Annotated in this window: 12 protein-coding genes and 2 pseudogenes; 7 read left to right on the forward strand and 7 right to left on the reverse strand. The window is 42.4% G+C overall.

All coding sequences use genetic code 11. From position 1 onward, the window contains the following. Positions 1 to 102 precede the first annotated feature (102 nt). Genes GPK81_RS10775 through GPK81_RS10800 form a run of 6 tightly spaced genes read right to left on the reverse strand, consistent with a single transcriptional unit; the run spans position 103 to position 4,726 of the window. Positions 103 to 1,467, reverse strand: coding sequence for a sensor histidine kinase (locus GPK81_RS10775; RefSeq protein WP_215707026.1), 1,365 nt, complete (start codon positions 1,465 to 1,467; stop codon positions 103 to 105). Then, on the reverse strand, positions 1,458 to 2,120 hold the full coding sequence (locus GPK81_RS10780) for a response regulator transcription factor (protein ID WP_055056575.1): 663 nt from the start codon (positions 2,118 to 2,120) through the stop codon (positions 1,458 to 1,460). Before GPK81_RS10780 ends, GPK81_RS10775 begins: the two co-directional genes overlap by 10 nt. Positions 2,121 to 2,158: 38 nt before the next feature. Beyond that, positions 2,159 to 2,536, reverse strand: a complete 378-nt coding sequence (locus GPK81_RS10785; protein ID WP_025580194.1) for a NisI/SpaI family lantibiotic immunity lipoprotein — start codon at positions 2,534 to 2,536, stop codon at positions 2,159 to 2,161. Further along, on the reverse strand, positions 2,529 to 3,272 hold the full coding sequence (locus GPK81_RS10790) for a lantibiotic immunity ABC transporter MutG family permease subunit (protein WP_025580193.1): 744 nt from the start codon (positions 3,270 to 3,272) through the stop codon (positions 2,529 to 2,531). The genes GPK81_RS10785 and GPK81_RS10790 overlap by 8 nt, the downstream gene beginning before the upstream one ends. Positions 3,273 to 3,274: 2 nt before the next feature. Continuing rightward, positions 3,275 to 4,021: a lantibiotic immunity ABC transporter MutE/EpiE family permease subunit gene (locus tag GPK81_RS10795; protein WP_118064614.1), complete on the reverse strand. Its 747-nt coding sequence runs from the start codon at positions 4,019 to 4,021 to the stop codon at positions 3,275 to 3,277. After that, on the reverse strand, positions 4,022 to 4,726 hold the full coding sequence (locus GPK81_RS10800) for a lantibiotic protection ABC transporter ATP-binding protein (protein WP_025580190.1): 705 nt from the start codon (positions 4,724 to 4,726) through the stop codon (positions 4,022 to 4,024). It lies immediately after the preceding gene. Between the two features lie 331 nt (positions 4,727 to 5,057). On the opposite strand from GPK81_RS10800, the gene GPK81_RS10805 reads away from it, so the two are divergent. The 6 genes and pseudogenes from GPK81_RS10805 to GPK81_RS18570 all read left to right on the forward strand — a co-directional run bounded on the left by GPK81_RS10805 (position 5,058) and on the right by GPK81_RS18570 (position 9,449). Beyond that, complete coding sequence (locus GPK81_RS10805) at positions 5,058 to 5,294, forward strand: helix-turn-helix domain-containing protein (protein WP_118064609.1); 237 nt, start codon at positions 5,058 to 5,060, stop codon at positions 5,292 to 5,294. 263 nt (positions 5,295 to 5,557) lie between these two features. Next, the gene (locus GPK81_RS10810; RefSeq protein WP_021977429.1) at positions 5,558 to 5,779 is read left to right on the forward strand and encodes a helix-turn-helix transcriptional regulator; all 222 of its coding nucleotides are present in this window, start codon (positions 5,558 to 5,560) and stop codon (positions 5,777 to 5,779) included. Next, on the forward strand, positions 5,763 to 6,557 hold the full coding sequence (locus GPK81_RS10815) for a DUF3169 family protein (protein ID WP_215707027.1): 795 nt from the start codon (positions 5,763 to 5,765) through the stop codon (positions 6,555 to 6,557). The genes GPK81_RS10810 and GPK81_RS10815 overlap by 17 nt, the downstream gene beginning before the upstream one ends. 232 nt (positions 6,558 to 6,789) lie before the next feature. Beyond that, positions 6,790 to 7,836 (forward strand): macro domain-containing protein, encoded by a 1,047-nt coding sequence (locus tag GPK81_RS10820; protein ID WP_021977431.1) that lies wholly within the window; start codon positions 6,790 to 6,792, stop codon positions 7,834 to 7,836. A gap of 152 nt (positions 7,837 to 7,988) precedes the next feature. After that, positions 7,989 to 8,690: pseudogene (locus tag GPK81_RS18565) on the forward strand (ADP-ribosylglycohydrolase family protein); the annotation flags it as partial. A 153-nt stretch (positions 8,691 to 8,843) separates the two neighbouring features. Next, positions 8,844 to 9,449: a vWA domain-containing protein gene (locus GPK81_RS18570; RefSeq protein WP_442860745.1), complete on the forward strand. Its 606-nt coding sequence runs from the start codon at positions 8,844 to 8,846 to the stop codon at positions 9,447 to 9,449. A 79-nt stretch (positions 9,450 to 9,528) separates the two neighbouring features. On the opposite strand, the gene GPK81_RS10835 is transcribed toward GPK81_RS18570, so the two are convergent. Then, positions 9,529 to 9,888 (reverse strand): helix-turn-helix domain-containing protein, encoded by a 360-nt coding sequence (locus GPK81_RS10835; protein ID WP_215707028.1) that lies wholly within the window; start codon positions 9,886 to 9,888, stop codon positions 9,529 to 9,531. Positions 9,889 to 10,132: 244 nt separating this feature from the next. Between GPK81_RS10835 and GPK81_RS10840 the strand changes: the two are divergent. Continuing rightward, positions 10,133 to 10,321 (forward strand): annotated as a pseudogene (locus GPK81_RS10840) (type II toxin-antitoxin system HicB family antitoxin); the annotation flags it as partial. Positions 10,322 to 10,406: the final 85 nt, after the last annotated feature.

Raw genomic sequence — 10,406 nt, forward strand, 5'->3', positions numbered from 1 at the left:
GAGAAGCCTGATTTTCAGGCTTGCCACCCTTGCATATCATAGAAGAATCTTATTTACAGACTTTTTCTCACAGTCTCAGACGTCCATTACACTATCGGAAAATCAGCAAGGAAGTTTCATAGTAACCTTTGCGCCGCCGGTTTCTTTTGAATTTTCTAAAATAAGCTGACCATTATGTTGTTCCATAATCGAATTTGTAATATATAGACCCATACCAAAGTGTAACTTTGAATTGCGGCTTTGATCGCCCATATAGAACCGTTCCTGTGCGTGGCATAATGCCTCTTTAGAAAACCCCGTTCCCTCGTCTGTGACTGAAATTTCCACGAAACCGTTGTTACTCTGAACATCCACATAAAGCGTTCCGCCTTGCGGGGAGTAGTCCAGCCCATTACTGATAACATTCATAATAGCACGTTCTATCAGCACCCTATCAAATTTCAGCATTTGAGGGAGTGAAACAGTATTCATTTGCAGCCGGATTTCTTTTGTCCGGCATAGTGATTCCATATAACCGAACAAGTGCTGCATGAACGCTGGCAAGTCTATACTTTCAATATGGAGCTGATAACCAACCGCCGCCCGTGATATATCAATCAGGGTTTGAATATATGACTGCATCTGGCCGGAGCTTTCCACGATGTAACCAGCGTATAATCGTTGCTCATCATCAAGATTTGTTTCTGTGAGTAAATCAGCATTTCCTTGAATAACCGTCAGAGGCGTTTTCAAATCATGGGCAAGCGCGGCGATTTGCTCTTTCTGTGTCTGTTCGGTTTTCCATTGCCGTTCTAACGAAATTTTCAGATTATCTTTCATATCTGAAAAAGATGCAAGGACATCTTCAAACTCTTTGATTTTGGCGTGTCCTACTTCAAAATCAAGGTTTTGCTTTGAAACCTCCGCAGTTGCTTCAAAAAGCGGGGCCAGTTGTGTACGCAGGTTCTTAGCAAATCTGGCGGTCAGTATGATAATGACCAGCAGCGAATTTACAGCCATCAGGATAAACACAAGCGTGTCAGGAGATGGAAAATATTCCGGTAGCCATGACACTGTAAATTGAGAACCAATATAATACCTTAAAACGCAAAATTCGTTTTCCCGGACAACAAGTGCAAACTGCCTCCCCGTAGCATATTCAATATATTCTCCCTTTGCGTACAGCAGGGCAATTTCTTTTTCATCATCGTCCATATTGCTGTAAAGCTCATTAAAGTTCTTGTCCAGAATTAAGTAGCCGCATCCCTGTGGAATCACAACCTTTGTAATATCCGGGGCAATCGTCAGCGTTGGAATGATCTCTTTTACCTGCAATTCACTTAGATTTGCTCTTGTAGCTAATCCAGCATTTACAGCAAGTACCTCCAAACCAAAAGGGACAATAATTGCCGCTACCAGCATGACAATGAGGGAGATAGCAAACTGGCGAAACAATATTTTCAATGTAGGTTTCTTTTTCACTCCCATTTATATCCTATCCCCCATACGGTGCTGATCGGACTTATTTTGAAATGCTCCAATTTCGCACGAATATTTTTTATATGCGTTGAGATCGTAGAGTTATCGCCTATTCCATCAAACCCGAAAACGGCTTCATAGATTTGTTCTTTTGTAAAAACCTGTCCCCGGTTTTTCGCAAGGTATTCACAGATTGAATACTCGCTTTTGGTAAGGGGAACCGGCTGTTCTGAAACATACAGTACCTTTGCGGAAAGGTCAAATCTTATATCAGGCTCAAATGAAAGTGTGCTGTGATGCTCCCTTTTTTCTCTGCGTAAATGTGCCGCGACACGGGCGCGAAGCTCCTGAATACGAAAAGGTTTCGTAATATAATCATCCGCACCGATGCCCAATCCAAACAATATATCTTCCTCTAATGTCTTTGCGGTCAGAAAGAGAATCGGGCAGTCTACCATATTCCTGATCTGTTTGCAAAACTCAAACCCGTCTGTGCCAGGCATCATCACATCCAAAAGAATGAGGTCATAGAAATGCAGCTTTTTGATGTCTACATCATCCGCATTTTGACAGACTGTTATCAAATATCCATCTTTCCCCAAACTGTTCTTAATCAATTCCAAGATAGAAACTTCATCGTCAACTACAAGTAAGTGGGTCAAAAAATCACCTCCCGCCCCATTATACCACATTGTCGAGGTTACTCATCATTATTTTTAATGTCAGCTTTCCGATATTCATTGTTGATATTTACAGCTACGGCATTGCTTATATCCACATCCACAATACTGTAAACGTAGCCGAAACTGAAATCTTCCCCCGCCACATTTTTGAAGCGTTTCGATACCTGCCCGATTTCTTCTTGCAGTTCTGACATTTCAAGACATTCATCCGTTATGGTATATGTCAGGCCGTTATATGAAATTTCATCATAGTTTGCGGCGTTCAGCTCATAATACGGCAGAGATTCATTTAACGCCTTATTTTTATCGGCGGTATCGCGGAGCGCACCGCAGGCCGATAAGCATATAAGACTTACAAGCACAATTACCACGGCAAACAGGCACTTTTTATTCACTGTTTTTACCTCCCTCCCAACCATGAAACCAAACCAAACTGGCAATCAGCAGACAAACAGTGCAGCATACAGAAATAATCATACCGCTGAAAAAATCGGTTTTTACCTGTGCATACAGTTGGGGGCTATCCCATGCAAGCACAGTGTAATCCATAGCACGAACGCCCCAGGCCCAGGGAATATATTTCCATGTAGCGTCACCAAGCCCTGTTATCATAAGGGCAGCTATTAAACTCCCTGCAATTCCCAATCCCATAGATGCACCTTTTCCGAAGCTCATTCCCACAAACAAATGAATCAGGTAAATGGGAAGCATGGTAATCAACAATAGAATCCCTGCTTTCAGGTAAAGGCTTGCCGGAGCATCCCTATATAGTGCAGCGAATGTTCCTAACGCTAAAAATGTTGCGCCAAAAGCACAGATCATCAGAAAACCAAGTTTACCAATATACGTTGCCATGCGAGATGGGATTGTTCCCAACAAAAGCTGATAATGCCCGGCCTGATTTTCGATCTGAACAACCAGGCCCACAATAATGCCGATCAGAAACGGGAACGCAACGGCCAGCACTTCCAGATAGGCACTGATTTTGGTTGCCAGTTCCCATCTGGATATATGATAGTAACCCGCAAAAATCGCCGCACATATAATCGGAATCATGCTGTGCATATAGAGCAAAATGCTATGTTTACACTTCTGATATTCTGCTTTCCAGCAGCGAACCACAGATACCATAGTTACCCCACCTCCTTTTTCTCAAACCATCTTGCAGTTAAAAATGACAGCGCCGCAAACCAGGCCAGCGAAATGACCAATACAAGTATAATCATCCAAAATGCCATTGCCGTACTCTGATCTGCAACCGGCTCACCATTAGGCAAAATACCTAACACGGAAATCATAAGATGCGGCACCCAGCTATACGGGCAGATCATCCACAAAGAGGTTGTAGCCGTGAAAATCCCTAAAACGCTTCCAAGTCCGGCATTAAGAATAACCGTGACAAAGATACCAACTTTTTTTGATAACCATAAGCACAGCGGAACTTCCCATAGGCTTGCAATGATAATACAAGCTGTTCCGGCCGCAGCCTGCCAAATTCCGATTGTCAGGGGAATTTCGTTGATAACTAATATTGCAAAACCGCCCAACAGATTTAGCGCCAGGAAAATGAAATTCCCCACACAGGAGTAAATACCGGCCACTCCAATTTTTGCTTTCCAGACTTTGTTCTGCGAAACAGGCAATGAAGCAACGGCACGATATTTTAGTTTGCCATTATCCCGCTGTTCAATCAAGGCACAGGTGAGCGTAAGGAATCCAGGATAAAGCAGGATATACCACCAATTATAAGAATTGAGCTGGAACCAAAGAGGGGCAAAAAAGTTCATAAGCGCAGTTACAAACGGGGCCAGAACGATCAGCGTTTTTGTGAAAGTTCTCTTATGCTTTAGGTTCTCTGCCTGAATATATGCCATCTCCATTTAATATCCCTCCTTACCATTTCTGCGAATAACATCCATAAAGAGTTGTTCCAAATCTTCACCGGCGCGAAGCTCTCCCTCATATCCAAGGACGCCGCCAGCAATGATACCCACATGATCTGCAATCTGCTGGACTTCTGACAGAATATGGCTGGACAAAATAACTGTAATCCCTTTGCAGGGAAAAGAGCGAATTAACTCTCGAAGTTCCTCAATCCCTAAAGGGTCAAGGCCGTTAGTCGGTTCATCCAGAATCAAAAGCTGGGGACTGTTCAGCAATGCAATAGCAATACCAAGCCGCTGCTTCATACCAAGAGAAAACTGCCCGGCCCGTTTCTTGCCGGTATTCGTGAGCTGGACAATTTGCAATACCTCGTTAATTCGTGCATCGTCCAGGCCGAGCAATGTAGTTCTGACTTTGAGATTTTCGTATGCAGTCAGATTTTCGTAAAGCGGGGGCATCTCAATCAAAGCACCGATATGCTCCAGATCATTCCGCTTCCACGGGTGGCCGTCAAACTCGATGCTTCCCGATGTGGGGCGCAAAATGCCGGTGAGCATTTTTAAGATCGTGGATTTGCCAGCCCCATTCGGCCCCAGCAGACCATAAACCGAGTTGCGCCGGATGTTCAGTGACACATTGTTTACCGCCATTTGCCCCTTGAAATTTTTGCAGAGGTCAGTCGTTTTCAAAATCATATCCATATAATCAAGTCCTTTCTTTGATTTTACGGATAGCATACCGGGCAATTTTGAAGATTTCATAAAGATTCCCGAAAACAGAATATGAACAATACACCGTAACCGTGGAGCATATCGCAACAAAGCACCAACCTACGCATTTAGGGCCTTAAAAAGCCCTATATTTCAAGGTTTTTCCCGCATAGTCGGCGGGGTATGTGAGTGTTTTATCCTATCCCCGCCATAGTGCCGCTCTAAATGCGTAGAATTTACCAGCAGAAAATCGCCGGTTTCTCTGGCTCCATACTCCCAGATATGGTATCATGGAAAAAATCAATCTGACGGGGGTATCAGGATGGACGGACAAGAAAAGCTGCTGGACTATGAAACAATCAAAGCCGCCGTTGCCGGTGAGAAGTGGGCCACAGAAAAGGTGCTGGCCCACTATGCGGACTACATCGACGAGCTTTCCACGGTGGAGATCAGGCAGCCGGGCGGCAAAGTGAAAAAAGTCATTGACGAGGATATGCGGCAGCACATTTCCTTAAAGCTGCTGGAAGCGTTGCCGAGCTTCCCGCTGGAACAAGAATAACGATCAAGAGATCCTCATAATAATTGTCACCATAGCCACTACATGTCAGCCTCCTTGTGAGGCTGTGAGTTGAAATAGCCTGTATTTCAGCCGGCTACCTTCTCGTGAAATTGTGAATTAAATGTATAAAACTATTTTCGTTCTCAAAAAATGACAACAATATTTGTCAAAAACATATTGACAAGTAAAGTTGTCAATGCTAAGATAAAACCATGAAATGACAAGAAAACTTGTCAAAACAAACAGCAAAAGGAGGGCCTGAATTGCCACTGTTAAATCGTCTAAAAGAATACCGTTCCAGCCAGGGGATTAATCAGACTGAGCTGGGGAAGTTGGCGGGGGTGTCCAGGCAGACGATCAGCTTGATCGAGAGAGGCGATTATTCACCGTCTGTAACACTGGCGCTTAAGATCGCCCGGATCTTTCAGGTAAGTGTAGAGGACATTTTCATGTATGAGGAGGATGAAGATGAAACAGGAGAATAAGACAAAAAGTGTTAAGAAATTCAGTATAAAAATGCTTCTGGCAATGGTGTTTGGAGGTGTGCTTGGAGGCTTCTTCGGTGTTTTTATGTATTATTTTCATGGAGATCTGGAAGCATTTCTGACAACGTGGACTAAGATGGTTCAGAGTATATTGGTTCCGGGTTTGCTGATAGTAAATATTGTTTTCATTCTGGCTGGAGAATTTTGCCTGTGGAAACTGAAAACGGTTTGTGACAGAATAGCTACAGCGGAAGATGAGGAAGCAGATCTTGTCAGCTATCAGGAGGAAAAATATGGAGCCATTCTGCAGTGTGTCAATGCTGTTTCACAGGTACTCTGCATTTTTCTTCTTGCAAATGGATACCAGATAGGATATATCGAATCCAGTAATAAAAATGCGATTAATATTCTCATTGCCTGTGGGCTGTTTGTAGCTTGTTTCTTTTATAATGGAATCATGCAGGCCAGATATATCAAGCTGCTTCAGACAGTGCATCCGGAAAAAAGAGGAGATATTTCCTCCAGGAAATTTCAGCAGCAGTGGCTGGAGAGCTGCGATGAGGCGGAGAAGGAAGTTATCTATCAGAGTTCTTACAAGACTTATATTTTTATGAGCAAAGCCATCGGGCTGTTGCTGATCGTTACAATGTTATCCCATCTGTTTTTCAAAACAGGTATCATGGCAATCCTGGTGGTTGGCGTGATGTACCTGGTTCTGGTTGGGAAGTACAGTTGTTCCTGTGTGAGTCTGCGTAAGGACCGGATTTTGAGATCGTGAAATATATAGAATTATTATGGCTGGATCAGATGTAAAATCTGGTTCAGCTTTTTTGTCATGGAAAATTATTTCGTAATATTCCAGTGGCATAAAAAAGCTCTTGTGGCAGGAGCACACTACGGAAGAAAAATAGATATCGCTGAAATATCGGTTTATGGTATGATAAGAAAAGAGATAATTAGTCCAGGAAATATTATATTCATAAACGTGAATAACAGAAAGAAGGTATGCTATGCCATTTAAGATCATACAGAATGACATCACAAAAATTACAGCGGATATCATTGTAAATACGGCGAATCCCAATCCAGTTTACGGCAGTGGCACGGATTATGCGATTTATAAGGCGGCAGGAAAATCACAGTTACTTCGGGCAAGGTGGAAGATCGGAAAAATCCGTCGGGGAGAGATTGCGGTAACGGATGCGTATAATCTTTCCGCAAAGTATATCATCCATACCGTTGGGCCTGTATGGAAGGGGGGAAAATCTCATGAATTTGAAATACTGGAAAGTTGTTACTGGAAATCTCTGAAAAAAGCAGCAGAGCTGAATTGTGAAAGTATCGCGTTTCCGCTGATCGCAACGGGTGTGTATGGATTTCCGAAAGATATGGCTCTTGAGATCGCAGTTTCTACATTCAGTAAATTTCTTGCTGAGCATGAGATGAATATCATTCTTGCGGTATTTGACAAAGAATCATTTCAGCTTTCCAGTCAGATTGTAGATGTTGTAGATTCTTACATTGATGAAAATTATGTGAATCAAAATTATGCGGCAGAATATTCTCAACCATTTCGCCGGGACAGAAGATCAGAGTATGAGAATCGAAACGGTTATCCTGCGGATCGATTTCCAGAAGAAAATTTTTATGAGGCATCTTTTTCCAATGAAGCATTGGGATGGGGAGCGATGTCCCTGGAGGAGCAGTTGAATCAGATCGGACCGAGTTTTCATGAAAAACTGTTCGAGCTGATAGAAAGATCGGGAATGGATAATAAGGATGTGTGGAAAGCGGCCAATCTTGACAGGAAGCATTTTTCAAAAATCCAGTGTGACAGCCATTATCATCCGAAGAAAAAAACAGTTATGGCATTGTGTATTGCGCTGAAATTAAATCTGGAACAGGCAAAAGATCTTCTGGCGAGAGCAGACTGGGCATTCAGCCCAAGCAGTAAGGTGGATCTGATCGTGCAGAAAGCGCTTATAGACAGACAGTATGATATCATGCAGTTGAATACGGTTTTGTTTAAATACACAAATGAAATACTGGGAGTCTGAATGCAGCAAAGTGGAGTGCAAATGGATATTTTATTCCTATCTTATAAAAATGTCGCCGGTTCAGCGACCATACTGGTATAAAACCCGTGTATTATAAAATCACAATAAAAAAAACAAGATTACCGGATTGGTTCCGGGGACAGGAGGCATATATGTACGGTGCGATTTTAGGAGATATTATTGGAAGTCCATTTGAATTTGACAGAGGCGATAAGACAAAAGATTTTGAACTGTTTTCATGGGGATGTCGTTTTACAGATGATTCTGTAATGACAATCGCGGTGGCAGAAGCTTTAATGGAAACCGGAATAAATGCGGATGAAGAAACAATTGAAAATGCTGTTCAGAATCAGATGCGTAAATGGGGAAGACGATATCCAAGAGCAGGGTATGGCGGAAGATTTCGTCAGTGGCTTATGGCGGATCATCCGGAACCTTATGGAAGCTATGGAAATGGTTCTGCGATGCGTGTGTCGGCAGCAGGATGGTTATATCCAGATCTGGAACAGACCCGGGCAGTAGCAAGGGCAACAGCAAAGGTGACACATAATCATCCGGAAGGAATTAAAGGTGCTGAGGCAACGGCCAGCTGTATTTTTCTTGCCCGAAATGGAAAGTCAAAGGAAGAGATCCGGGAATATGTAACAGGAGAATTTCATTATAATCTGAACAGAACGTTGGATGAGATCAGGCCATTTTATCATCATGTGGAAAGTTGTCAGGAAACAGTACCGGAAGCGATCATTGCTTTTCTGGAAGCAGGGGATTTCGAAGATACTGTGAGAAATGCAGTTTCTATTGGTGGTGATACAGATACTCTGGCAGCTATTGCGGGCAGTATTGCGGAAGCTTTTTATGGTGTATCGGAAGAGCTGCGGGAAGAATGCAGGAAGAGAATTCCAGGCAATATGAGAAAAGTCCTTAACCAGTTTGAGAGAGAAATTGACAGGGATTGCGAGAGGGAAGAGACGACAGAAATTGTATTTATCCTTGACAGAAGCGGTTCTATGGCAGGACTTGAGAGAGATACGGTTGGGGGATTTAATTCCATGATCGAAAAGCAGAAAAAAGAAAAAGGTTCTGTGTTGGTTTCTACGGTGCTTTTTGATAATACGGCAGAAGTTCTTCATGACAGGGTAGATTTAGAGAAGATCAGGCCCTTAACAGAAAAAGAGTATTTTGTGGGAGGATGTACTGCACTTCTGGATGCTGTCGGAGGGGCAATCCATCATATTGGAAATGTACATAAATATGCCAGAATGGAGGATGTGCCGGAGCGTACATTATTTGTTATCATAACAGACGGGGAAGAAAATGCCAGTCGTTATTACAGTGCCAAAAAGGTGAAAGGAATGATCGAGCGTCAGAAATCCAGATATGGCTGGGAGTTCCTTTTTCTGGGAGCAAACATAGATGCGGTACAAACGGCAGGAAGATTTGGCATCAGTGAAGACAGAGCGGTAAATTATAATTGTGACAGCAGAGGAACTATGCTGAATTACCAGGTGATCGGAGAAGCGATTTCTGTATTCAGAAATGATGCAGGTATTGATGAAAGCTGGAAAAGGCAGATTGATGAGGACTACAAAAACAGGAGAAGTGGCTGGGAATAAATCAGGAAGAAGGGAGTTATTTTCTATATTTATAATGGATTTTTTCCCTATATAAGAAAAATATATCAGAGGAACCGTTCTATTTACAGGACAGTTCCTCAGTTTTTTTGTATGAAAGTTCCCTGACATAAGTAAAAATCCTGCTTCTCAGTTCCTGGTCTGTCTGCATCATCTGTACCAGTTCATACAGTTCCGGTGATTCGGAACGGGAGACGATGATCTGATCAGCTTCCATCTGGTCAGATATTCCATATAAAAAATCTACATTACAATGAAAAGTCTGTGCGATAAAACATGCAGATTGGTAAGAGGGCTCACGCTCTCCACGTTCGTAACGGCCGTATGCCATAGCTGAAATATTCAGCTGGCGTGCGGCTTCTGCTTTATTGATATTCAGGGACGTTCGAAGCTGGATCAGCCTTTCCGGACAAAAATTCATAAAATTCACCTCTTGATATTAACCAACGGTTATGATAATATATAGAACAATACTAACCAATGGTTATTATAAACGAAAAGATCAGATATTACAAGAGTGAAAAAAGAAAACGTTGTATATAGGATTTTTACTTTCTTTTTATGTCAGCTTCCTTGAGAGGCTGTGAGTTGAAATGGCCGAAAAGACGGAATAGCGATCTACCAGCTGGTAAGACAAATAGTCGAAAGTGAGACCGAGAATAAAAATGAAAACGCTGAATGATTATATGGAAATGCCCTATCGTATGGAAATTATAGAAGATAAGGAAGAGGGAGGATTTGTGGCTTTTTATCCTGATTTGCCAGGGTGCATTACCTGCGGTGAAACTGTTGAAATTGCGGTAGCAAATGCATTGGATGCAAAAAAGGCATGGATTGAAGCAATGATGGAAGAGGAACATCACGACAAACGCATGAGTAAATAAATTGTGAACACACCCCTTTTCTAGTAAAATAAAAGAAAAAGGGGTGTTATTTATG

The organism is Blautia sp. MCC283, from assembly GCF_018785565.1.
GTDB lineage: Bacteria > Bacillota > Clostridia > Lachnospirales > Lachnospiraceae > Blautia_A.

Excerpts from the sequence above, each read along its gene's own strand:
- GPK81_RS10775 (WP_215707026.1), bottom strand. The coding sequence starts at position 1,467 with ATGGGAGTGAAAAAGAAACCTACATTGAAAATATTGTTTCGCCAGTTT.
- GPK81_RS10790 (WP_025580193.1), bottom strand. The coding sequence starts at position 3,272 with ATGGTATCTGTGGTTCGCTGCTGGAAAGCAGAATATCAGAAGTGTAAA.
- GPK81_RS10795 (WP_118064614.1), bottom strand. The coding sequence starts at position 4,021 with ATGGAGATGGCATATATTCAGGCAGAGAACCTAAAGCATAAGAGAACT.
- GPK81_RS10800 (WP_025580190.1), bottom strand. The coding sequence starts at position 4,726 with ATGGATATGATTTTGAAAACGACTGACCTCTGCAAAAATTTCAAGGGG.
- GPK81_RS10805 (WP_118064609.1), top strand. The coding sequence starts at position 5,058 with ATGGACGGACAAGAAAAGCTGCTGGACTATGAAACAATCAAAGCCGCC.
- GPK81_RS10815 (WP_215707027.1), top strand. The coding sequence starts at position 5,763 with ATGAAACAGGAGAATAAGACAAAAAGTGTTAAGAAATTCAGTATAAAA.
- GPK81_RS10820 (WP_021977431.1), top strand. The coding sequence starts at position 6,790 with ATGCCATTTAAGATCATACAGAATGACATCACAAAAATTACAGCGGAT.
- GPK81_RS18570 (WP_442860745.1), top strand. The coding sequence starts at position 8,844 with ATGGCAGGACTTGAGAGAGATACGGTTGGGGGATTTAATTCCATGATC.
- GPK81_RS10835 (WP_215707028.1), bottom strand. The coding sequence starts at position 9,888 with ATGAATTTTTGTCCGGAAAGGCTGATCCAGCTTCGAACGTCCCTGAAT.